Annotated in this window: 20 protein-coding genes; 19 read left to right on the forward strand and 1 reads right to left on the reverse strand. The window is 47.5% G+C overall.

Features of this window, described 5'->3' with window-relative positions; translation table 11 throughout:
• The first annotated feature begins 12 nt into the window (after positions 1 to 12).
• The 15 genes from ACFYU8_RS02530 to accC all read left to right on the forward strand — a co-directional run bounded on the left by ACFYU8_RS02530 (position 13) and on the right by accC (position 19,306).
• Positions 13 to 1,362, forward strand: coding sequence for a spore germination protein (locus ACFYU8_RS02530; protein WP_390296133.1), 1,350 nt, complete (start codon positions 13 to 15; stop codon positions 1,360 to 1,362).
• Positions 1,359 to 2,429, forward strand: a complete 1,071-nt coding sequence (locus tag ACFYU8_RS02535) for a GerAB/ArcD/ProY family transporter (RefSeq protein WP_390296131.1) — start codon at positions 1,359 to 1,361, stop codon at positions 2,427 to 2,429. The genes ACFYU8_RS02530 and ACFYU8_RS02535 overlap by 4 nt, the downstream gene beginning before the upstream one ends.
• Before the next feature lies 1 nt (position 2,430).
• On the forward strand, positions 2,431 to 3,516 hold the full coding sequence (locus ACFYU8_RS02540; RefSeq protein WP_390296129.1) for a Ger(x)C family spore germination protein: 1,086 nt from the start codon (positions 2,431 to 2,433) through the stop codon (positions 3,514 to 3,516).
• A gap of 228 nt (positions 3,517 to 3,744) precedes the next feature.
• On the forward strand, positions 3,745 to 5,124 hold the full coding sequence (locus tag ACFYU8_RS02545; protein ID WP_390296127.1) for a M20/M25/M40 family metallo-hydrolase: 1,380 nt from the start codon (positions 3,745 to 3,747) through the stop codon (positions 5,122 to 5,124).
• 156 nt (positions 5,125 to 5,280) lie between these two features.
• Positions 5,281 to 6,252: a peptide-methionine (R)-S-oxide reductase MsrB gene (gene msrB / locus ACFYU8_RS02550; protein WP_390296125.1), complete on the forward strand. Its 972-nt coding sequence runs from the start codon at positions 5,281 to 5,283 to the stop codon at positions 6,250 to 6,252.
• 96 nt (positions 6,253 to 6,348) lie between these two features.
• A complete protein-coding gene (locus tag ACFYU8_RS02555; protein WP_390296123.1) occupies positions 6,349 to 7,926 on the forward strand; it encodes a glutathione ABC transporter substrate-binding protein in 1,578 nt (525 codons plus the stop codon).
• A gap of 95 nt (positions 7,927 to 8,021) precedes the next feature.
• Positions 8,022 to 8,924: a D-alanyl-D-alanine carboxypeptidase family protein gene (locus ACFYU8_RS02560; protein ID WP_390296121.1), complete on the forward strand. Its 903-nt coding sequence runs from the start codon at positions 8,022 to 8,024 to the stop codon at positions 8,922 to 8,924.
• An 80-nt stretch (positions 8,925 to 9,004) separates the two neighbouring features.
• Positions 9,005 to 9,652, forward strand: a complete 648-nt coding sequence (locus ACFYU8_RS02565) for a TetR/AcrR family transcriptional regulator (protein ID WP_390296119.1) — start codon at positions 9,005 to 9,007, stop codon at positions 9,650 to 9,652.
• A gap of 240 nt (positions 9,653 to 9,892) precedes the next feature.
• Positions 9,893 to 10,408 (forward strand): acetyl-CoA carboxylase biotin carboxyl carrier protein, encoded by a 516-nt coding sequence (accB, locus tag ACFYU8_RS02570; RefSeq protein ID WP_390296117.1) that lies wholly within the window; start codon positions 9,893 to 9,895, stop codon positions 10,406 to 10,408.
• Between the two features lie 31 nt (positions 10,409 to 10,439).
• Positions 10,440 to 12,563, forward strand: coding sequence for a methylmalonyl-CoA mutase family protein (locus tag ACFYU8_RS02575; protein WP_390296115.1), 2,124 nt, complete (start codon positions 10,440 to 10,442; stop codon positions 12,561 to 12,563).
• Complete coding sequence (scpA, locus tag ACFYU8_RS02580) at positions 12,563 to 14,734, forward strand: methylmalonyl-CoA mutase (RefSeq protein ID WP_390296113.1); 2,172 nt, start codon at positions 12,563 to 12,565, stop codon at positions 14,732 to 14,734. Before ACFYU8_RS02575 ends, scpA begins: the two co-directional genes overlap by 1 nt.
• Entirely contained in the window at positions 14,731 to 15,783 is a 1,053-nt protein-coding gene (meaB, locus tag ACFYU8_RS02585; protein WP_390296111.1) for a methylmalonyl Co-A mutase-associated GTPase MeaB, read from the forward strand. The genes scpA and meaB overlap by 4 nt, the downstream gene beginning before the upstream one ends.
• Before the next feature lie 4 nt (positions 15,784 to 15,787).
• Positions 15,788 to 17,353, forward strand: a complete 1,566-nt coding sequence (locus tag ACFYU8_RS02590; RefSeq protein WP_390296109.1) for an acyl-CoA carboxylase subunit beta — start codon at positions 15,788 to 15,790, stop codon at positions 17,351 to 17,353.
• A gap of 142 nt (positions 17,354 to 17,495) precedes the next feature.
• Complete coding sequence (locus ACFYU8_RS02595) at positions 17,496 to 17,945, forward strand: acetyl-CoA carboxylase biotin carboxyl carrier protein (RefSeq protein ID WP_390296107.1); 450 nt, start codon at positions 17,496 to 17,498, stop codon at positions 17,943 to 17,945.
• A gap of 14 nt (positions 17,946 to 17,959) precedes the next feature.
• Positions 17,960 to 19,306: an acetyl-CoA carboxylase biotin carboxylase subunit gene (gene accC / locus ACFYU8_RS02600; protein ID WP_390296105.1), complete on the forward strand. Its 1,347-nt coding sequence runs from the start codon at positions 17,960 to 17,962 to the stop codon at positions 19,304 to 19,306.
• Positions 19,307 to 19,413: 107 nt separating this feature from the next.
• On the opposite strand, the gene ACFYU8_RS02605 is transcribed toward accC, so the two are convergent.
• Positions 19,414 to 20,229: an alpha/beta fold hydrolase gene (locus ACFYU8_RS02605; RefSeq protein ID WP_390296102.1), complete on the reverse strand. Its 816-nt coding sequence runs from the start codon at positions 20,227 to 20,229 to the stop codon at positions 19,414 to 19,416.
• A gap of 112 nt (positions 20,230 to 20,341) precedes the next feature.
• Between ACFYU8_RS02605 and ACFYU8_RS02610 the strand changes: the two genes are divergently transcribed.
• From ACFYU8_RS02610 to ACFYU8_RS02625, 4 genes are all read left to right on the forward strand, one after another.
• A complete protein-coding gene (locus tag ACFYU8_RS02610; RefSeq protein ID WP_390296100.1) occupies positions 20,342 to 21,286 on the forward strand; it encodes a helix-turn-helix transcriptional regulator in 945 nt (314 codons plus the stop codon).
• Between the two features lie 10 nt (positions 21,287 to 21,296).
• Complete coding sequence (locus ACFYU8_RS02615; protein WP_390296098.1) at positions 21,297 to 21,632, forward strand: hypothetical protein; 336 nt, start codon at positions 21,297 to 21,299, stop codon at positions 21,630 to 21,632.
• Positions 21,633 to 21,702: 70 nt separating this feature from the next.
• Positions 21,703 to 22,077 (forward strand): hypothetical protein, encoded by a 375-nt coding sequence (locus tag ACFYU8_RS02620; RefSeq protein WP_390296095.1) that lies wholly within the window; start codon positions 21,703 to 21,705, stop codon positions 22,075 to 22,077.
• 23 nt (positions 22,078 to 22,100) lie between these two features.
• Complete coding sequence (locus ACFYU8_RS02625) at positions 22,101 to 23,297, forward strand: MFS transporter (RefSeq protein ID WP_390296093.1); 1,197 nt, start codon at positions 22,101 to 22,103, stop codon at positions 23,295 to 23,297.
• The last annotated feature ends 9 nt before the right edge of the window (positions 23,298 to 23,306 follow it).

A 23,306-nucleotide genomic window follows, 5' to 3' on the forward strand; every position in this document is an offset into this window, starting at 1 on the left:
GGAGTGTTTCCTTTGATTCAACTAGAGGAGATTGACAGACAACTCCGAGAACTGAGTGAAACACAAGATTTTGAAATACAGCATCTTACTAATGGTGACCTTTCCATAACATTATACTTTTATTCATCGTTGATTAATTCGAAGCTGATTCAGGAACGTATTTCGGAACCTTTCTCGTCTTGTCATTCGTATAGTGAAATGAAAAACATCTTAGATGCGGAGCTTTTTTGTGAGCAGGTTCTAGACGAAAAGGAAATGATACCGAAGCTATTAGAGGGTTATTCTTTAATCACTTTAAATGATACGTTTTTTTCCTTTTCCTCGTCCAAGGTCATCAACAACAAAGTAGATTACGCTAAAAATGAAGCTTCTGTACAAGGGCCATCATTTGCGTTAACAGAAGATAGCTTTGCAAACATCAACCTAATACGAAGACGTTATGCTTCCTCCAATCTAATAGTGAAGGAAAAAGAGGTTGGAAAAAAACCAAAAGCAAAACTTTATGTTTTGTATGACAAGCATGTCGTGAAAGAAACAGTTTTGCAGGAGCTGTTACAAAAGATTGACGATATTCAAGATGAGTTTATTCAAGCTTCTGGACAGCTTGAGAATTTATTGTCTCAAAAGAAATTTAACCTTGTACCTTTGATGCTCGTCACAGAAAGACCCGATCGAATTGTCTTCAATCTCTCACATGGAAAGATTGTCATTTTGGTCAATGGATCACCTTTTGCGTTAATAGCTCCCGCTGTATTTTACGATTTTATGTCTGCGATGGACGATCGGTATCAAACGTATTGGGTAGGGATAGGTCTGGTCATCCTTCGCTATATTTCATTATTCCTCACCATGTGTCTACCTGCGATGTACATAGCAGTCATTTCTCATAATCCAGAGATCTTCCAAGTACAATTCGCATTGTCAATCGCAGGGAGTCGCGCTCCAGTCCCATATTCCTCTTTTGTCGAAGTTCTATTTATGCTTTTCCTGATTGAGGTGCTAATCGAAGCCAGTATTCGTTTGCCAAAGTATATTGGTTCAACGGCTACAACGGTGGGTGGATTAATTTTAGGACAAGCTGCGCAGGAAGCAGGACTGGTCAGCTCTGTCATGATCATTATTACATCAACTGTCGCGATTGCTAATTTTGTCGTGCCGATCAACGAGATGAGCTTTGCAATCAGGCTGGTAAAGTATCCATTAATCGTGTTTGCTACTTTATTCGGTATCCTGGGACTCATTTCAGGTGTTTTTTGTTTCTTGGTGTATTTAGTCAATCTGAGAAGCTATGGTGAACCCTTTTTTCGACTCCAATTAGGTGAGCATGCATCAACCAATTCGAAAAAGAGGATCTCTGAATGATGAATCGTTACTATTATTATCCATTTATTGTATGTATGCTGGTAAATACCATTTTTTATGTACCAGTAATATTAGCGGAGTATCGATTTCAAGGTGCATGGCTAGCGATCCTCTTCGCGATTGTGTTTGGATCGACACTGGCTTATTTGTTTACCAGGACAATGCGTCAGTTCCCAGGTCAGGGGTTACCTGAAATTTTTGAACAACGATTACCTGTGATGCTAAGCTCCGTAATTAGCTTCTCTTTGGGACTCCTTTGGATAGTCGCTGGAGGGCTGGTTCTAATTGCATTTGCATATATTGCTAAAATGTTTCTGAATCCATCTATTCCCATTGAACAGCTCCTTTTCTGTTTAATTATCGTAAGCTGTTATGCAGCAACTCGCTCGACGGCAGCGATCAATTATTTATCCGAGATTAGTCTCATATTCATTCTTCCAATCGTCGTTTTCATCTTATTTAAAGCACTCCAAAGTGAAACGTTTGAGTGGAATGCGATTATGGTCACGACGGAGTACATCTTTGAGATCCCTTCGTGGAATACACTATCAACAGCGATGTTTTGCTTTACAGGATATATGACACTGATTGTGTTAAACAGGTTTTTTACTTGGAGAATATCACTAACCCATTTTTGGTTAGTACCGGTTACAGGGGCGATCACATTGGTGAGCAGCTTCCTTATTCCGATTGGTATTCATGGTACGCAGGCTGTAGAAAATTACCCTTACCTTTGGGTGAATACAGTTGACTCGCTTCGAATGGAATTTGGATTTATTGAACGAGTCGTCTTCTATTATTTAATGGTTTACGTTGCGGTTTCTCTCTTGTTTATCTCGATGAGCTGGCATATTGGTACAGAGTTAGTCGGTAGTATTTTTCGTGGTCAATCCAAACGATATCGATGGATCATTGTTGGAGTCGTGGGTATCGCAACTTGGTGGTACGGGCGTTTGATAAATCAAAAGCAGCTGATTATGGTAGCGGAGCAGTGGTTTATGGTTCGATTTATGATGGAGCTCCTGTTGGTTCTTCTGATGGTTTTGATTGGAAGGAGGAAACAGTAACATGCGTAGAAGGATAGGTGTGCTTTTCGTTTTGCTTTTGTTTGGGATGAGTGGATGTGGATTCAAAGATATAGATAAACGATTTTTTGTAGTAGCGATAGGAATCGATCAAGGTAAAGAAAAGCAGTACAAGATCTCATTAAAACTGGCGATTCCCAAACATCGAATAGAGCCGGGGCATGCTGCGTTTCAAATCATTTCACAGGAAGCTGACACCATTTCTGAGGCGTTAGAACTCATGAATTCCAACGTGGACAAAGAACTTGATTTGGGGCATTCAAAGATTTTTATTATCGGAAGGAATCTAGCGAATGACGAGATCCTCACAACAACAGATTGGATATTTAGAGGGAGTGAAGTGCAGAGAATTGAGTATATGGCACTTGCGAATCCGTCAGCAGAAGAGATATTAGAAATAAGTCCCAGATCTGAACGTGTTCCAGCAGACTCTCTTATTCTAAGCTTTGGACATGAGAAAATAGGATCGTCTTTAGCTGTAACAGAGTATTTATATGACTTTTACAATAGAATGTTCGAGATGGGAAAAGACGCTTTTTTGCCTATTATTTCAAAAAAAGGAAAGTCGTTCGAAGTGAATCAAGTGGCTTTGTTCAACAAGAAAGAATTAAAGATGGTGACTCAACCAGGGCAAACAGAATTGTTTAGCCAACTTGTTCGAAAACCATCTAATTTTATAGTCAGCGTAAAAAAAGATCATCTCCAATACTCACTATTGATTCAAAGCTTTACATATCGCTATCAGATTCAGACCCCCAAACAGCAACCCCCAATTCTGCAAATGGATATTAAATTAAGAGGGCGAATTCAGGAAGCTAATCAAGCTTTATTTGATAAAAATTGGGGAGAATTAGAAAGGATTGCGGAGAAGAATATTGAAAATCGGTACAAGAACCTGTTGGAGAGTATACAGAAGCATCAAATTGATCCGATTGGATTCGGACTACATTATATGGCTAGAAATCATTACGGCAAGAAGGAGTGGGAGTTGTGGCAGGAAATATACTCTAAAATGAGGTTTAACATTACAGTTGATTTGGAGATTGAAAGCACGGGAATCATTAAATGATGAGTGGCATACAAAACCTTGATTGAAACAGAAAATCGAGGTTTTGTAAAAAATCATGGATTATCGTAATAATTCGAAACTTATTCCTTGATCCTAAAAGGAAAAGAGGAGCCAAATTCAGATAAAAGGAAGGAGATTTATCACTCTTTACAGAAGATTTGGAATCAGGATGTTCCAATCATCTCGCTTTATTCAATTGGAAAAATGGTCAGTAGGAGGAACGCAATTATGAACAAAGAACAAGTCGTAGGCATTGTGCAAGAAAACTTGCCACAAGCAATCGAGAAGCTGAAGCAATATTTGAGATTTCCTACCGTATCCGCACAGCATAAGGCCATCCCAGAGACGGTTGAATATGTGGTCAAGATGATTCATGAGGTGGGCGGAGAGACAAAGGTGCTCGACAACCTTGGTGGTAATCCAGTCGTGTATGCGTTTTTTGCAGCTGGCACCGAGGGAGACGCCAGTAAAACGATCCTGTTTTACGATCACTATGATGTTCAACCACCTGAGCCGTTTCATGAGTGGAACACGGAACCATTCGACCCGACGATAATCGATGGAAAGCTGTATGCACGCGGTGCTGCCGACAACAAAGGTGACCTTGTTGCGCGTCTGACGGCGATTCACATTTTGCAGCAGCAAGCGGGTGGTTTGCCTTGCAACATCAAGTTCCTGATCGAAGGAGAAGAAGAGATCGGCAGCCCGAATCTGGAGCCGTATCTTCGAGAGTACAAGGATCTTTTCCAGGCGGACGCCTGCATTTGGGAATTCGGTGGAAAGGACGAAAATGAGCGAATCAGCATGGTTGCCGGGATTAAAGGAATGGCGTACCTGGAGCTGACTTGCGTTGGGGCAGATATCGACATGCACTCCTCTGTCGGTGCGTATGTAGATAATGCAGCATGGCGCTTGGTACAGGCATTGGCGACAATGAAAAATCAGCAAAACGAGATTTTGGTCGAAGGCTTCTTCGATGGGATCGAGGAACCGACAGCGGATGAAAAGAAAGTCGTTTCCGAATTGCCGTTCAGTGAAGAGGCGACTACAGCGCTGTACGGTTTGAAACGCCCATTGATTACCGCAGCAAACAGCGTGGACCCACGAGAAGCCATGGTTTTCCACCCGACCATGACCATTTGCGGTCTGGAGAGTGGCTATACAGGAGAGGGCGCGAAGACGGTACTGCCAAAAAGCGCGAAGGCCAAATTGGATTGCCGCCTTGTCCCAGGACAAGATCCACAGCACATTATGAACTGCATCGAGCATCATTTGGAGAAGCATGGTTTTACGGATATGACCGTCACCATGATCAACGGGCAAAAAGCGTATCGCTCCGATTTCCACCATCCATTTGTTGCTCACGTACTGGATTCGGCTCGCGTCATTTACGAACATGAACCAGTGCTTTCTCCAAACGCGGCAGGAACAGGTCCGATGTATATTTTCGGTGAACAGCTGAAGCTTCCTGTTGTCAGCACTGGGGTAGGCTGGGTTGGCTGCAAAGTACATGCGCCGAATGAATCCATTCGTTTGAAAGACTTTGAGGAAGGCATTGCCCATATGGTTGTCATGCTCTCTGGATTTGCCAAAGCGTTGTCAGAATAGCAACGTACAAGTATCACGAAAAGGGGACCTTTCTTGCAAAAAGGTCTCCTTTCCTATTTAGAACCTTCTCGCAGCACTTCCAGAGTGGACTTTGCTTTTGCAAACCATGTACAATCGTAAATGATAGTGTACATACATTTACAGGAGGCGAAATGCGTGAACAGCGATACACATCCATTCGAAATCGCAAACTTTGCAGGCGGATGCTTCTGGTGCATGGTCAGTCCATTTGACAAGATGCCTGGCATTCAACAAGTCGTCTCCGGCTATACAGGCGGTCATGTTGAAAACCCAACCTATGAACAGGTATGCTCTGATACGACGGGACATTATGAAGCAGTCCAAATCACTTTTGATCCGTCGCTCATCACATACGAGGAACTGCTGCAAATGTTTTGGAGACAAATCGACCCGACAGATGCTGGTGGTCAATTCGGTGATCGCGGTCAATCGTATGCGCCAGCGATCTTCTATCATAATGAAGAGCAAGAAAAGCTCGCCTTGAAGTCCAAGCACGAGTTGGAAGCCAGTGGACGCTTTCCAAAGCCAATCGCAACGTTGATACTGCCTGCCAAGCCATTTTATCCGGCAGAGGAATATCATCAGGATTACTACAAGAAAAATTCGATTCGCTACCAATACTACCGCGCGGCATCAGGAAGGGCGAAATTCACCAAGGAAGCATGGCGCGACCGTGTGAAGCAAGAAGAATTGAAAAAGATCTTAACCCCGCTCCAGTACGAGGTGACGCAAAATAACGGGACAGAACGGCCATTTACGAACGAATTTTGGGATCACAAGGAAGAGGGCATCTACGTAGACATCGTCTCCAACGAGCCTTTGTTCAGTTCCTTGGACAAGTTCGATTCCGGCTGCGGTTGGCCTTCGTTTACCAATCCGTTACAGGAGCAAAACGTAACGGAGAATGTGGATTTGACGCATAATATGATTCGTACAGAGGTACGCAGCAAAGAAGCAGATTCACATCTCGGCCACGTTTTCGAGGACGGTCCAGGAGAAAATGGATTGCGTTACTGCATCAATTCAGCCGCATTGCGCTTCATTCCGAAGGATCGTTTGGAGGAAGAAGGCTTCGGGGAGTATAAGCGATTATTTGAAAAAGAATAGAGTGTGGACCGCTACTCTTTGAGAAACATGGGAGAAGGGCGGTCTTTTTGCTAAACCTACAACTAGTTAAACACAAGAGCATGCAGGGAGGGTCCAATGCACACGCAGACATCCTTTCACAGACTAATTGGACTGTTACTCGCAGCAATCATGGCCATAGCAGGCTGTTCTTTCGGTGAGGGACCACCTCACAACAATCAGATCGTACCTACACCCCAAAAGGTTGCCGAGGGTGGGACGTTAATCATCGCACGTATGTCGGATGCCGCAAATCTCGATCCCCATTTTATTTTGACGATCAATGAGGCGAGTGTCGTACAAGGTAAGGTGTATGAAGGGCTCGTCAAACGAGATCGGAACATGAACATTCAGCCACAGCTGGCAACGGCATGGGAACAAATCGACGATCTTACTTGGGAGTTTACGCTCCGACAAGGTGTTGTTTTTCATGATGGGACTCCTTTTCATGCACAGGCGGTCAAGAAAACATTTGATCGCGTATTAGATCCAGTGGTGGCTTCACCTCGTGCCGCCATGTTCGAAAAAGTCAAGCAGGTAAGGGTCATCGATCCATACAGAGTGCAATTCATTCTCCATAAGCCATTTGCGCCTCTGCTTTCTATTTTGGCCAGTCACGAGGGGAGCATCATCAGCCTTACAGCGATAGATAAATACGGAAAGGAATTAGCTCATCACCCGGTTGGTACTGGCCCTTATCAGTTCCATTCATGGGAGCCTGGCAGTCAAATCACGTTGAGCAAAAACCAGTCCTACTGGGGCGAGGCTGCTACGCTTGATCAAGTCGTCTTCAAGGTTGTTCCCGATGGTGAGGCTCGCATCGCGATGGTCGAGAATGGAGAAGCACATGTCGCAGAGTCCATTCCTGTCATGGAGCTGGATCGGATTCAAGCATCCAACCAGATGCGGGTGTACCGCAGTGATGCGCTCGGGACGGAGTTTATCGGGTTTAATGTAGCACGTACGCCACTGAATGATATCCGCGTGAGAAAAGCCATCAGTATGGCGATCGAAACGGGAGCGATCATTAAAGGGGTGTATAACAATGTGGGAACAAAGGCGAACTCCCCGATTGGACCGCATGTGTTCGGTTACAGTTCGACTGTGAAAAGCTTCCCATACGACATCAACCAAGCACGTCGGTTGCTCGCAGAGGCGGGCTATCCAGAGGGTTTTCCGATTCAAATGATTACCTACAACAGACAGGATCGTATCTTGGTTGCCCAAGTGATACGGTCGCAATTAAAAGGGATCGGCATTGATGCGGAGCTAAAAGTCGTCAGCTATGATGAGTTTGTCCGAACCATTGAGAAAACAAAGGATCATGAGATTTTTGTCAGTGGCTGGGCAAATGCAACTGGCGATGCCGACTATAATCAGTACAATTTGTTTCACACCTCGGGTGGCGGGGCTGGCAACAGTTTTCAATACAGCAATCCCGAGCTGGACCGTCTCATCGAGGCTGGTCGCAGCGAAACAGATCCAGCCAAAAGACTCGCCATCTATGCAAAAGCACAAGAAGTAGAGCTGCAAGATGCTTTGGTTGTTCCGATTCGCAATCTAGAAAATTTGGCTGTTATCATCAACAATATTCAGGGCTTCTCCATCAGTCCAGCGGGTTATTTGAATATCGATCAGGTCGTGATTTCTCAATAAACATGTAACGAAACGCAGGTCAATTATGTCATAATAGGTACGTACTTTTATTACCTACTTAATTGGATCAGCTCCAAAACGAAAGGAACGTTACAATGAGAAGTTTTCGACTCCGACTTTTGCATCCGCTTGTACTCGTCACCGCAATGACATTTGTGTTATCTGGATGTAACAGTACGGCTGCTCCACAAGAACCACAGACACCACCATCCGTGGAAACGCCAACCCCTCCAAAGAATGAAGAAGCGAAGCCAAAGGAGGAGACAGCACCTCCACCTGTTGAAACACCAAAGCAAGAACAACCGGAGCAACCCCAGAAAGCGAAGCCGACGGAAACGAAGCCGGCAGAAAAGCCGCCAGCGGGTCAGCCACCTGAGCTATCGTTCCCGGACATCGAGGTTGTAGGTGAGCCTGAGAGTATTGCTGTACTGGTGAACAAGCAACGCAAGCTTCCGGAGAACTATCACCCAAATGATTTAGTGTTTCCGAACGTTCCTTACCTGCTCCCTGAAAAGAGCGAGAAACGCAAAATGCGCAAAGAAGCAGCGGGTGCGCTTGAGCAGTTATTTGCTGCAGCACAGGCTGACGGTGTCCAGTTGGCTGGGGTATCTGCCTATCGTTCCCATGCTTACCAGAAAGCGCTGTTTAATCGCTATGTAAAAAAAGACGGCGTAGAGAAGGCACGGACATACAGTGCCGTTCCTGGGACGAGTGAGCATGAGACAGGACTCGCGATTGACGTCTCCGGCAAGGATGGCAAATGCGCAGCAACGAGCTGCTTTGCCGAAACCAAGGAAGCAAAGTGGCTGGATGAAAACGTTGAGAAGTTTGGATTTATCATTCGCTACCCAGAAGGAAAAGACGGGATTACTGGCTATATTTATGAGCCGTGGCATTTGCGTTATGTAGGCGTCGAGATCGCGCAAGAAATCGGAGAAAAAGGAATCACGCTCGAAGAATATTCAGGTGCTGTACCTGTTTCCACACCAACGAATTAACGAAGAAACGTCGATCTCTCACAGAAGAGAATCGGCGTTTTTGCTATGTAGTTATGCTATAATGTTCTCGGGTGAAGATAATGGTCGAAAAATCAATCAGAGAACGTATTATTGAAACATCCATGCGCTTGTTTGAAGCTAATGGCTACCACAAAGTGACTGTGGATCAAATTGTAAAAGAAAGCGGCACGTCGAAGGGAGGATTTTATCACAACTTCAAATCAAAAGATGAACTCCTCTACATCATTCATGATCAATTTATAACCTATGTACTGGAAAAAGCGGAGGAAGCTTACGAGAAGTGGGATACCCCGACAGAGCGCTTGCAAGCGATCGTAAAATCCTTTGTCATGATGATTGATTTGTACCGCTCACAGGTTACGATCTTTTATCAGGAAAGCTTGTTTTTAGCTCCGGAGTACTACACGGATATTGAAACCAAACGGGATCGCTATAAAAAAATCATGTTCACCGTTATTTCGGACGGGATCGAATCGGGTGAGTTCCGCCCCGAGCTGCCTGTGCCAATTGTGTCCATGGCTATTTTTGGCATGGTGAACTGGATTTACAAATGGTATCAGAAGTCAGGGACGTACTCGATCGAGCAAATCGCGGATATTTATGCAGATATGGTTTTGCATTCCGTCTTAAAATCAGAGTCGATGGAAAACCCGGCATTTCAACGTTTTTTCCTGCAATCACAAGAGAGTCCCTTCAAGCCATTGTAGGGGTGTTAACAAGGATCATGCGGCTACACTCAAGCTTTTCGATAGGAGACAGGGGCATAGTCGCTTGATGGTCCCCTATAAAATACATCGATCAGACCAACTAGTTGGTCTGTACTAGTATTCTGACATTTGTTATACTATCAAAAAGACCAACTGGTCGGTCTTGGATGATCATATCATACCAACTAGTCGGTTCGTGAAGTTATCCCAGTCAGATTCGGGAATAGGGGAGGATTAGTCGTGCTTACCATTTACGAATTACGAGAACTTGTGAAGCTATTGGAGCAGACAGACATAGAATCTTTTGAGGTAAATAATGAAGATTCGTTTTTGCGTATTAAACGAAGAAATGTGAATCAAGTCACCGTCGTACAACAGACTCCAGTACAAACCAAAAGCGCGCCAATCGTGGCGTCGACACCTGTTATCTCTTTGCCTCAAAAAGAAACGATTGAGCGCCCGGTCGCAACAACCCCTGTGGAAGCACCTAAGAAATCAACGGAAGTGACAGAAAACTTGTACAAAATCACTTCTCCCATGGTCGGAACCTTCTATGCAGCACCTGCAGTTGACGCAGCCCCATACGTATCTGTCAATGATCGGGTAGAGCCTACTACCATTGTCTGTATTGTCGAAGCCATGAAACTGTTCAACGAGATTGAAGCAGAAGTAAAAGGGGAGATTGTCCAAGTCTTGGTGGAAAACGGTCAGTTGGTCGAGCATGGACAGCCGTTATTCCTGGTGAAGCAAGCGTAATGGAGCAGCTTTTAAGGGGAGGACTGGAAGAGTGAGCAAACATACATGGTTCAAGGAATTCTCCGTTCCCACGTACGAGCAATGGCGGGAAGCGGCAGAAAAATCGCTAAAGGGTGAATCCTTTGATGCCAAGCTACTGACGCATTCGTACGAGGGGATTGTTCGCCAGCCAATCTATCGGTACGAAGATGTCGAAACATTGCCGCATCTGGAAGCGCTACCAGGAGAAGCACCTTTTCATAGAGGGAATCAGCAGTCTGGAGAGCAAAAGGAACACAAATGGCATGTCTGTCAGGAAATCAGCGCATCGAGCGTCAAGGCATTCAATCAGTCAGCCGTAGATGATTTAGGACGCGGGCAAACCATGCTGCCTCTGATAGTGGATCAAGCGACGTTGGCTGGCCTTGACCCTGACGAAGCTTTGCCAGATACGATTGGTCACAAAGGCGTAACCGTTTTTTGCCGGGAGGATGTAGAGCAGGCATTACAAGGGGTGAAGTTGGCAGAGGTCCCTCTTTACGTGAACACGGGAGCACTTGGCTTGCCGATTTTTTCGCTTATTTTGGCACATGTTGAATATACAGGCCAACAAGCCTCCGAGCTTCGCGGTTGCATCGGGCAAGATCCTGTAGCGGTTTTGCTCACAGAGGGCAAACTCCCTTGTTCCTTGCAGACAGCTTATAACGCCATGGCAAGCGCGACGAAATGGGCAGCAGAGCATGCACCTGCGCTAAAAACGATCCTGGTTCAGGCCAATCCTTATCAGGACGGCGGCGGAAATGCAGTCACCGAACTGGCTTTTTCGCTGGCTACTGGGGTCGAATATTTGCAAGCGATGCTTGAGCGGGGACTGTCCATTGAGGATGTCGCACCACGGATGCAGTTCTCGTACTCGATTGGCCCAGACGTCTTCATGGAAATCGCCAAGCTGCGTGCGGGACGAATACTCTGGTCAAATATCGTGGCGGCCTACGGCGGATCAACAGAAGCCCAAAAGATGACGATTCACGCTAGAACTTCGGCTTGGACGAAGACGATTTACGATCCGTATGTCAATATGCTGCGTTCCACGACAGAAGCTTTCTCAGCCGTTATTGGTGGAGCAGACAGTCTGCATGTATCTGCATTTGATGAAGCAATCCGAACTGCCAATGAGTTTTCAAGAAGAATCGCCAGAAATACGCAAATCATTTTGCAAGAAGAAGCACATCTGGCAAAAGTGATTGATCCTGCGGGAGGTTCCTGGTACGTAGAATGGCTCACAGATGCATTAGCGGAAAAAGCATGGGAGCTGTTCCAGCAGGTAGAAGCGCACGGTGGCATGCTGAGCGCTTTAAAAGCAGGCTTCCCACAAGGCTTGATCGCACAGATAGCGGATCAAAAAGCAGCGAGCATCGATACGCGTAAAAAACGTGTGGTTGGAACAAATATGTATGCCAATACGGCTGAGCAGCCACTGCAGGCCGAGAGTCTTCCGAACATTCACGAAGAGCGAGCAACGGAAGCACGATCGCATCGGCTGAAACAGAACGCGACTCACCTCTCCGCAGCACTTGATAAATTGGCGAAACATACCGATGAGCTCGTGGCATGTGCAGTAAAAGCAGTACTTCATGGAGCGACAGTGGGCGATATTGCCAAAGCCATGAGACGTGAAGATTCAGTGGAGACAATCTTTCAGCCACTCCATATTCACCGGGCCTCAGAACGCTTTGAAGCCCTCCGGATGCAGGCAGATGATTTTTTGAAAACAACAGGAAAAAAACCGACAGTGTTCTTGGCGACGATGGGACCAGTGGCAAAGCATAAGGCTCGTGCGGAATTTGCGTCAGAGTTTTTTGCGGTGGGTGGCTTTGAAGTAGTACGCCAGCAAGCATTCTCTACATCTGAAGAGGCGACAGAAGCTGCGGTGGCATCGAGTGCGATGATCACGGTCATTTGTTCGGACGATGCGAGTTATCCTGAGCAGGTTCCACCATTGGCTCATGCAATCAAGCAACGCGTACCTCAGATGACGGTTCTGTTGGCTGGCTTGCCTGATGCGGAGCAGCTGGCTGTTTATAAAGCGGCAGGTGTAGATGATTGCATCCACATGCGTTCCAATTGCTACGAGATGTTGCGAGAACTTCAGGAGCGGATAGGAGTGAGCTCATAATGAAGCGACCTGATTTTTCAAAAATGGCTTATCAGTCCAAACGAGATGTGTCTGATTTGTTCCCCCAACTGGGTGCAAACCCACAAGGAGTAGAGCAGATGTGGCAGACGCTGGAGCAGATTCCTGTAAAACCTCTTTACACGATGGAAGATGTGGAAGGAATGGATCACCTCGGCTACATGCCTGGTCTGCCCCCGTATACGCGCGGACCGTATCCGACGATGTACGTGACTCAGCCATGGACGGTTCGCCAATATGCAGGCTTTTCTACGGCAGAAGAGAGTAACGCTTTTTACCGACGGAATCTGGCTGCGGGACAAAAAGGGCTGTCGATTGCCTTTGACCTTGCGACGCATCGCGGCTATGACTCCGATCATCCTCGGGTAGTCGGTGATGTCGGGAAAGCAGGCGTGGCAGTTGATTCCATTCTTGATATGAAAATCTTGTTCGATGGCATTCCCCTTGATAAAATGTCCGTCTCCATGACGATGAACGGAGCGGTTTTGCCAATTATGGCGTTTTATATCGTGGCAGCAGAAGAGCAAGGGGTATCGCAGGCGGAGCTCACCGGAACGATCCAAAATGACATTTTGAAGGAATACATGGTTCGGAATACTTACATTTATCCGCCAGAAGCGTCAATGAAGATCATTTCCGATATTTTTGCTTACACTTCCAAGCACATGTCCAAATTCAACAGCATCAGTATTTCAGGCTACCACCTGCAGGAAGCGGGTGCGACCGCTGATATTGAATTGGCCTACACGTTGGCGGATGGGCTGGAATACGTTCGTACTGGCCTTGCAGCAGGCATCGACATCGATGCGTTTGCGCCACGGTTGTCGTTTTTCTGGGCGATTGGCATGAACTACTTCATGGAAGTGGCGAAAATGCGTGCAGGCCGCTTGATATGGGCCAATCTGATCAAGCAGTTCAACCCGAAAAACGAAAAGTCGATGGCACTGCGGACACACTCACAAACGTCCGGATGGAGTTTGACGGAGCAGGACCCGTATAACAACGTCGTGCGGACGTGTATCGAAGCTATGGCTGCGGCTTTGGGGCATACCCAATCCCTGCACACGAACGCACTGGATGAAGCGATTGCGTTGCCGACCGATTTTTCAGCCAGAATCGCGCGTAACACGCAGTTGTTTTTGCAGGACGAAACAGAGATAACCAAGGTCGTCGATCCATGGGCAGGTTCCTACTACGTAGAGTCTTTGACTGCGCAGCTCGTGGAGCAAGCGTGGGCGCACATCGAAGAGATCGAAGCACTTGGCGGTATGGCAAAAGCAATTGAGACGGGATTGCCGAAGATGAAGATCGAAGAAGCGGCTGCACGCCGTCAGGCACATATCGATTCGGCAAAAGAAGCCATTATTGGCGTGAACAAATACCGTCTGGACAAGGAAGATCCGCTGGAAATTCTCGAGGTCGACAACACAGCTGTCCGGGAAGCACAGATTAGACGATTGCAGGAGTTGCGCAATAACCGGGATGAGGCGAGCGTGCAAGCAACTCTTCACGCCATTACGGAATGCGCCAAAACGGGCAAAGGCAATCTGCTAGAGCTTGCCATTGAAGCGGCGCGGGCAAGGGCTTCTTTGGGAGAAATATCTGATGCATATGAAAAGGTTGTGGGTAGGCACAAGGCGGTCATCCGCTCGATTAGCGGCGTCTACAGTTCCGAATACGCAGATGCCGACGAGGTATCGGCTGTGCGCAAGATGGCAGACGAATTTGAGCAGTGGGAAGGCAGACGTCCCCGTATTATGATCGCGAAAATGGGTCAAGACGGACATGACAGGGGAGCGAAAGTGATTGCTACCGCTTTTGCCGATTTGGGCTTTGACGTGGATATCGGTCCGTTGTTCCAGACACCTGAGGAAACAGCGAAACAAGCGATAGAAAATGACGTGCACGTAATCGGCTTCAGCTCGCTTGCGGCCGGACATAAAACATTGCTGCCACAACTGGTGGAAGAGCTCACGAAGCTGGGACGCGAGGATATTGTCGTCGTCATAGGTGGTGTTATACCGGCGCAGGATTACGCCTTTTTGCGAGAGCATGGTGCGGCAGCTATCTTTGGGCCAGGAACAGTCATTCCTGTAGCAGCCCAGCACGTTCTGCAAGAGATCGTGTATCGCCTGGAGGCTGCTGGACAATGACCGGGGGCAAGGCTGACAAAAATTTCTTGAACGTTACCTCCAAGGCACGCCTCCCACGCTTATCCGTAGATCAATACGTCACAGGCGTACGAGATAGTAACCGAACGGTTTTGGCTCAGGCAATCACCCTGGTCGAGAGCAACGCTCCCGCTCATATGGATATGGCCCAAGAGGTGATCAAACAGCTGCTTCCTCATACAGGTCAATCCATACGCATAGGTATATCCGGTGTGCCAGGTGCGGGCAAGAGTACGTTCATTGAAGCATTTGGCAGTATGCTTTGCGAAAAAGGTCATCGTGTCGCTGTTTTGGCCGTCGATCCGAGCAGTACAGTTACACGCGGGAGCATTCTCGGCGACAAGACGCGAATGGAGCTGTTGTCACGCAATCCACATGCCTTTATCCGACCCTCTGCCACGGGTGGCACGCTAGGCGGTGTCAATCGGAAGACGAGGGAAACGATGCTGATCTGCGAGGCAGCAGGCTATGACGTAATTTTGGTCGAGACGGTCGGGGTCGGTCAGAGTGAAACGACAGTCAGATCCATGGTCGATTTCTTTTTATTGCTGATGCTGACAGGGGCGGGCGATGAACTGCAAGGAATCAAAAAAGGCATTATGGAAATTGCGGATGCGCTACTGATTAATAAAGCAGATGGGGAGAACCGCACACGTGCTTTGATCGCCAAAGGTGAATACAATCGCGTTCTGCATTACTTGCAGCCAGCAACCACTGGCTGGGAGACGAAGGCATACATGTGTTCTTCTCTGACAGGGGAAGGCATTGAAGATATTTGGGAGGTCATCGGTCAATTTCGTGACAGCACTATTCAATCGGGCAGCTTCGAAGCAAGGCGCAAAGCGCAGCTACTCGATTGGATGCACAGTATGGCTCAGGACTACTTGCGCGCGACCTTTTTCGGCAACCAGCAAGTAGCTGAGCTGCTCCCCTCTATTGAAGGAGCCGTAGCGAGTGGCGAGATTTCACCAACGAGCGCTGTACAGCAATTAGTGGCGATCTATGAGAATGCGATCATGAAAAAGGAATAGAGAGATGGTGGCCCTTATGAGCAGCAATATGTACGAAAAGATTGATGAATTGATGGAACGCAAATATAAAATCCAGCTAGGCGGCGGTGATGCTCGGATCGATGCCCAGCATAACCGCGGCAAGCTGACTGCACGCGAGCGGATCGAGCTTTTGCTTGACCCAGACACCTTTATGGAGCTGAACCCGTTTGTTGAGCATCGTGCCACGCATTTTGGTCTCGACCAGATGGAAGCACCGGGCGAAGGCGTCGTGACAGGCTACGGTAAAATCAACGGTCGTCCTGTCTATTTGTTCGCGCAGGATTTCACGGTGTTTGGCGGTGCTCTGGGTGAGATGCACGCGATGAAAATTGCCAAGGTGATGGACTTGGCAGCGAAAAACGGCGCTCCTTTTATTGGACTGAACGACTCTGGCGGCGCACGTATTCAAGAAGGGGTTAGCTCTCTGGATGGCTACGGCACGATTTTTTACCGCAATGCCATTTACTCTGGTGTGATTCCACAAATCTCTGTCATCCTTGGACCATGTGCGGGAGGAGCGGTATACTCTCCAGCGATTACGGATTTCGTATTCATGGTAGAGAAGACGAGCCAGATGTTCATCACAGGTCCAAAAGTGATCGAAACCGTTACCGGTGAAAAAATTTCAGCGGAGGATCTAGGTGGAGCCAAAGTCCATTCGACGGTGAGCGGCAACGCCCATTTTACGGGAGAAACCGAACAGGAAGTATTGGAAGGAGTGCGCAGGCTGCTCAGCTTCCTGCCACAAAACAATCGTGATCGCGCTCCTGTGATAAAAGCAGAAGAGAACAACGGTTGGCAAGAAGAGCTCCTGGAGCTCGTACCTGCTGAAAGCACGAAAGTATACGATGTGCGCAAGGTCATCGAAAAAATCGTAGATCACGGTGATTTCATGGAAGTGCAGCCGAACTTCGCCCGCAATATCGTTATCGGTCTGGCACGTATCGATGGACACAGTGTCGGGATTATCGCCAACCAGCCAAAGGTCATGGCAGGCGGACTAGACATTCATTCATCAGATAAGCTGGCACGGTTCATCCGCTTCTGCGACTGCTTCAACATTCCGCTGTTGACCTTTGAAGATGTCTCTGGCTTTTTCCCGGGAATCAATCAGGAGCACGGAGGAATTATCCGTCACGGCGCGAAAATCTTGTATGCATACTCGGAAGCAACCGTTCCCAAAATCACGGTGATTCTGCGCAAAGCTTACGGAGGCGCTTATGTGGCGCTCAACTCCAAATCCATTGGAGCAGATATCGTGTATGCTTGGCCGAATGCAGAAATCGCCGTCATGGGTCCCGAGGGGGCTGCCAACGTCATTTTTGCAAAGGAAATCGAACAAAGTGAGGACCCGGCCGCGACTCGCGCAGAGAAAATTGCCCTCTACCGAGAAAAGTTCGCAAATCCATATGTCGCGGCAAGTCTCGGCATGGTGGATGATGTCATCGATCCGCGCGAAACCCGACAAAAGGTCGCGCAAGCCTTGGAAATGCTTAGAAACAAACAAGAAGATCGTCCGTACAAAAAGCACGGAAACATCCCATTATAAAAAAACTATTTTCGAGGTCTTTTCATGGATGAGCGACCGCGTTTTAGCGGAAAGTTTTTATCCGCTCCAGAAAGCTTAAGCAAAATCGCTTTGACACGGTGTACTTAAGCTTTCTTACACGAAAAAAGAAAGGAGTCTTTCTATGAAGCTGCATGAACTGCGTGAATTCATCAAGCTGGTGAATCAGTCTTCCATTGAGGAGCTGGAATGGGAGAAAGGCAAGACCCGAATCGTCATTAAGAAAAGCGCACCAGTCGAAGTCGTGGCTGTTAATGCGCCTGTACAGGTGGGCGAAGTGGAGCATGGCTATCAGGAGGCAGCTGTCACTGCTGAGTCCGTCGATGTCGTTGTTGAGGTACCCGAGGAAGTGACGCAGCAAGTCATGTCTCCAGGAGTAGGACTGTTCTATGCGGAAATGACAGTAGGACAGACGGTTCAAGCAGGCGAAAAGGTTGGACGCTGCACAGCTGATGCTCTTCAGCTCACTGCTGAGATTACATCCCAGGTTAGCGGCATCATCACGGAAATTCTCGTCGAGGACGGTCAATTTGTCGATTACGGAAAAGCATTGCTCGTTGTCAAAACTAAGTAAGAAGGAGCGCGCCTATGTTTACGAAAGTATTGATTGCCAATCGCGGCGAAATCGCTGTCCGGATTATTCGCGCTTGTCAGGAATTAGGGATACGTACAGTTGCTGTCTTTTCTGAGGCAGATCGGGAAGCATTGCACGTAGAATTGGCGGATGAAGCGTATTGCATCGGACCTACGGCATCCAAGGACAGCTATTTGAACATGGCTCGGATTATGACGGTCGCTCTTCACACGAAGGCCGACGCTATCCATCCGGGCTATGGCTTCTTGGCGGAAAACGCTTCGTTTGCCCAGTTTTGCCAAGATTGCTCGATTACCTTTATCGGTCCCGATCCCCATGCGATCACAAAAATGGGTGACAAAGCCGTAGCAAAAGCAACGATGAGTCAAGCGAATGTTCCATTAGTTCCGGGCACAGACGGATTGATAGATGACATGGATGAGGCATTGCAGGTGGCGGGGAAAATCGGCTATCCTGTCATCGTAAAAGCAACAGCTGGAGGCGGCGGCAGAGGCATGCGTGTCGCTTTTGACGCCGATGAATTGTCCAAGGCGATTCGGCAAGCCCAGAAAGAAGCAGAGACAGCATTCGGCAACGCCGGCGTGTACTTGGAAAAATACGTAGAAGAGCCGCGCCATGTGGAGATTCAAATCATGGGCGACAAGCATGGCAACGCCGTGCACTTGGGCGAGCGGGACTGCTCTATCCAACGTCGTCATCAAAAGCTGGTAGAGGAAGCACCATCCCCGGCGCTGGACCAAACGCTGCGCGAGCAAATGGGGCAAGCTGCGGTGGCGGCAGCCAAAGCGGTTTCGTACCACGGAGCGGGTACCGTTGAATTTTTGCTAGACAAGCACGGACAATTTTACTTCATGGAAATGAATACACGGATTCAAGTAGAGCATCCCGTGACAGAGATGATTACAGGGATTGACTTGATCAAAGAACAAATATCTGTTGCAGCGGGCAATCCGTTATCCTTCTCACAAGATGACGTGAAAATCAACGGATGGGCAATCGAGTGCCGAATTAATGCAGAGAATCCTGCGAAAAACTTTATGCCATCACCAGGGAAGGTCATCAATTACTTGCCGCCTGGTGGTTACGGTGTGCGCGTGGACAGTGCGGTTTATCCCGGCTACGAAATCTCTCCCTTCTATGATTCCATGGTCGCCAAGCTGATCGTTTGGGGAACAGATCGCAACGAAGCATTGGCTCGTATGAAGCGGGCATTAGGTGAGTTTGTCATTGAGGGCGTGCATACGACAGTTCCATTCCATGAGAAGTTGCTCGAGCACCCCGATTTTGTTACAGGGAATTTTGCTACGAACTTCTTGGAGAAACATATGCTGGAATTGTAATGTACGATGGTTCGGAACATGGCTGGAATCTCATGTTCATAGGTCTAAAAGAGCTAGGGGGAGAGACTTTCGGATGTCTCTACCCCCTTTTGCGCGTGCATCAGATATTATTTCAACTCGTCAAGAAAGCTTCTTACAACCTGATAGTATCCGTCAGGGTCCGTAGAATGGATATCATGCCCGCACTCAGCAAAACTTGCAAGCTTTGTGTTCGACCTTTGGTTCACCATGCGTTCGGCTTGATTTTCATCCAATACAAAGCTTTTTTTGCCATGAATCAGCAAGATCGGGCAAGAAGACGTTAGCCAGTCGCTCCACCAATCCCCGTCAATGTGACGTTGAGAAATAGGCATGCCTTTTAAGTCAGAACGGAATCCCCAGCCTTGTTCATCCTCAAACACGCTTTCCGAAAAATAATCGATTGCACGAACGCCGACTTCTTCGAGTGATTTCCTGAGATCGTGTAAGGAAGGGGAGCGATGTGGGAGTTTTTCTGCAAAAGATAAGTCGGCCTTAATTTCTACTCCGATATCTTCCACAATGACTGCGTTCACAAGCTCAGGGTAACGAGCTGCAAATTGGTACGCGTTAACGCCCCCTAAAGAATGCCCGACGATCGTAACAGGAGCGCCATTCAGCACGGTCTTACTAAAGGCGAGAATATCATTGATGTAGCTTTCACGTGAATAATCCGTATTTGGGGCATGCTCACTCCAGCCGTGACCGCGCTGATCCAATCCAATCACGCGCCAATCTGTGAATCTGGAAGCAAACGCTGTAAATGTTCTTGCATCATTCATATGACCGTGCAGCAGGAGCAAAACTCTCTGACTGTCACCGCCAAAATCAAGGTAAGATAGTTTTACGTTACCGGATTGGAAAAATTTTCTCGTTCCTGTACTGTTTTCTTGTGGATGAAGCATATAGCATTTCCTCCTTTTTATGACCAGCATTATGTCCTACTCGACTTCTCCTTCACAATAACAGATAATAGTGACAGGAATTGTCATAATCAAACATTTGGAGAGTTATGCCATGCCAAAATCAAAAAGACTGTTGGAAATGATGATGACTGTCAACCGGAAGCGCAAGTTTACTGTGAAGGAGCTTGCTGACGAATTTGGCGTTTCGGGGCGAACAATCTTAAGGGACCTGCAAGAACTGAGTGAGTTAGGGGTACCTTTGTACTCCGAGGTGGGACCGCATGGCGGATATCATGTCTTGAAGGAAAGGATTTTGCCGCCTATTGCATTCTCAGAGGAGGAAGCGGTCGCAATCTTTTTCGCGATCCATGCTCTTCGACATCATTCATCTCTGCCGTTTGAGACAGAATCCTCTTCGGCGCTGAACAAATTTTATCAATTTATGCCACCGGATATTCGGGATCGCATCGATCAAATGAAACGCCGTGTTGATTTCGTGACACCAAAGCGGCAAGCCAGTTCACCGCATTTATCCATTTTGCTGGATGCCGCCATCCACCAAAAAGGACTCGCCATCACTTATAAATCGCGCGGACAACAATCCAAGCGGGACATACAGCCGATTGGAATTTATACGAAAAACGGTTTATGGTATAGCCCGGCTTATTGTTATCAATATCAAGATTTTCGTGTGTTTCGTTGTGACCGTATCCATTCCGCCGAACAATCGGCATCGAAGCCGTTGGATCTGCGTGACATTCACTTAGAAAATCGACCGATTAAAACAGGCGAGGAACAGGACACGGTCTACATATTTGCGGAGCTGACCACTGAAGGTGTGCAGGCTTGTGAGGCGGAGCTTTGGCTTGCATCCATGCTGCATGTACGGCAGGATGGAAGTGGTTGGTTGGAAGGAAATGTAGCGAGAAGTGACATCTTATTTTTTGCAAAGTTTTTGATTGGATTGGGGAAAGAAGTGACTGTACAGCATTCACCTGAAATATTGGACGGCATAAAAACATATTTGGCAGAACTGATGAGCATGTACGCTCATTGAGGAGGTAGCTATGGCATTACCCAAAAAAGGTACGCGGGGTATAGCGGTAGGAGAGCAGCGATATCGTTGGGTCATTAGCCCAGCAGCGAAGGGACTGCTCGCTTTGACGATTCAACACAATGAAGGTATGGGGCAATTGATTCGTGTGTATGTAAAATCAGATGTGAATGATTTTTGGACGGAGTTCCCACATGTGCAACAGTTGGACATGAGAGTAATAAAGCCAGCTGACGTCGCGGCTATCATCGAAGAGGCGATCAAGCTGGGATGGCAGCCTGACAAAAAGGGATCGCCGTTGAGCTTTGACTTCATCGGTAGTACGCTCGTCAAAAAAGGGGATACATAGCAAACTGGAGAATGCTCGCCATCCAATTGAAAGGGAAGCTAGCAGATGAATGGGATAGGGGTTGATCATCATGTGTCGATACGGGATGTATGGTCCGTACAAACAAATATACGCTTGTTTCACTTGCCGAAAAGTGTTTAAGCAAACCTCCAAGTATGAGTTGACGGAGGAAGAATGGAACAAAATCAAGCATAGCTGTCCGCAATGTGGTGAGGGAATGAAGGATATGGGGCATGATTTCAAGGCTCCGAAGCAAACGGACGTGAAGCAGTGGAAAAAAGTTGAAATCCTCTTTCAGCATGGGTTTACCTATCATTCCTGTGGCTGTGGAGGCCCAGGCTATCGGCCAGCCCAATTACATGAAGTGAACGAATTTCTCGAAAAGAACAAGCGGTTCAAAACAGAGGGAGAGAAATTGCTGAATAGACTCACTGTAAGAGTGTAAAAACGAGCAGGGGGCGGGGGATTGTGGCAACATTCTTTTTAATCATGATTTACTTGTCGTTTATCAGCTTGGGCCTTCCTGATTCGATACTGGGGGCAGCTTGGCCGGTCATGCAGGCGGAATATGGCGCGGCATTTGGTATGGCAGGTGTGATTAACATTGTGATTGCGTCTGGTACGATCGTGTCTAGCTTGATGAGCGGTGCATTAATAAAACGACTAGGAACCGGACAGATTACGCTGATCAGCTGTTTAATGACGGCGGCAGCCTTGCTCGGTTTTTCTTTTGCCCCTTCGATTTTATGGTTGATGGTTTTGGCATTGCCACTTGGACTTGGTGCTGGCTCTGTAGATGCAGCACTGAATCATTATGTCGCCACGCATTATCAAGCACATCATATGAGCTGGCTGCATTGCTTCTGGGGGGTGGGTGCTACGCTTGGCCCCATTATTATGTCTGGCTTTATGCGTGAGCATGATTTGTGGCGGAATGGATACTTGACCGTCTCGCTCATACAATTTGCGCTAGTCGTACTTCTGGCGTTTACGCTTCCTTTGTGGAAACGGATGGAGAAGATGCAGAGTCAAGCTGTCGAAGAGTCACAGGGTCATTCGTTTCGTGGGCAGAGCGAACAGCCGTTGCGTACAAAAGGCGTCAAGCTGACTTTGCTGACCTTTCTTTTCTATTGTGGGGCTGAAGCGTCGGTGGGATTATGGGGGAGCAGCTTTTTGGTAAATGTGAAAGAGCTGCCTGCGGCTGTGGCGGCGGAGTGGGTAGTCATGTATTACGGCGGCATTACAATGGGACGATTTATCACTGGCTTTGTTACCTTCAAAGTGAGCAACCGCGTCCTGATTCGAAGTGGACTTCTCCTATCATTGGGTGGGGCATCGCTGCTGATTTTTCCATTACCGACCTTCTGTTCGCTGATCGGTTTCCTTTTGCTCGGATTAGGCTTCGCTCCGATTTATCCCTGTATGCTGCATGATACCCCTGAACGCTTTGGGAAAGAGCAAACGCAAAAGCTGATGGGCTATCAGATGGCGGTTGCGTACACAGGTGCCACGCTTTTGCCTCCGTTGCTGGGGTGGCTTGCTGCACAGACGACAGTTTCTATCTTACCGTTTTTTACAGCCTTCTACATTATGTTCATGCTATTTGGTTCTGAAAGAGTCAATCGAATCATGAAGCGACGAGCTGCCGAGTCCAATAGGATCTAGCATGAGGTA

This window comes from Brevibacillus sp. NPDC003359, from assembly GCF_042878995.1.
In the GTDB taxonomy this organism is placed as follows: domain Bacteria; phylum Bacillota; class Bacilli; order Brevibacillales; family Brevibacillaceae; genus Brevibacillus.

Coding starts and splice junctions, on each gene's coding strand:
- ACFYU8_RS02535 (WP_390296131.1), top strand. CDS start 1,359: ATGATGAATCGTTACTATTATTATCCATTTATTGTATGTATGCTGGTA.
- ACFYU8_RS02540 (WP_390296129.1), top strand. CDS start 2,431: ATGCGTAGAAGGATAGGTGTGCTTTTCGTTTTGCTTTTGTTTGGGATG.
- ACFYU8_RS02545 (WP_390296127.1), top strand. CDS start 3,745: ATGAACAAAGAACAAGTCGTAGGCATTGTGCAAGAAAACTTGCCACAA.
- ACFYU8_RS02555 (WP_390296123.1), top strand. CDS start 6,349: ATGCACACGCAGACATCCTTTCACAGACTAATTGGACTGTTACTCGCA.
- ACFYU8_RS02560 (WP_390296121.1), top strand. CDS start 8,022: ATGAGAAGTTTTCGACTCCGACTTTTGCATCCGCTTGTACTCGTCACC.
- ACFYU8_RS02565 (WP_390296119.1), top strand. CDS start 9,005: ATGGTCGAAAAATCAATCAGAGAACGTATTATTGAAACATCCATGCGC.
- scpA (WP_390296113.1), top strand. CDS start 12,563: ATGAAGCGACCTGATTTTTCAAAAATGGCTTATCAGTCCAAACGAGAT.
- meaB (WP_390296111.1), top strand. CDS start 14,731: ATGACCGGGGGCAAGGCTGACAAAAATTTCTTGAACGTTACCTCCAAG.
- ACFYU8_RS02590 (WP_390296109.1), top strand. CDS start 15,788: ATGGTGGCCCTTATGAGCAGCAATATGTACGAAAAGATTGATGAATTG.
- ACFYU8_RS02595 (WP_390296107.1), top strand. CDS start 17,496: ATGAAGCTGCATGAACTGCGTGAATTCATCAAGCTGGTGAATCAGTCT.
- accC (WP_390296105.1), top strand. CDS start 17,960: ATGTTTACGAAAGTATTGATTGCCAATCGCGGCGAAATCGCTGTCCGG.
- ACFYU8_RS02605 (WP_390296102.1), bottom strand. CDS start 20,229: ATGCTTCATCCACAAGAAAACAGTACAGGAACGAGAAAATTTTTCCAA.
- ACFYU8_RS02610 (WP_390296100.1), top strand. CDS start 20,342: ATGCCAAAATCAAAAAGACTGTTGGAAATGATGATGACTGTCAACCGG.
- ACFYU8_RS02615 (WP_390296098.1), top strand. CDS start 21,297: ATGGCATTACCCAAAAAAGGTACGCGGGGTATAGCGGTAGGAGAGCAG.
- ACFYU8_RS02620 (WP_390296095.1), top strand. CDS start 21,703: ATGTGTCGATACGGGATGTATGGTCCGTACAAACAAATATACGCTTGT.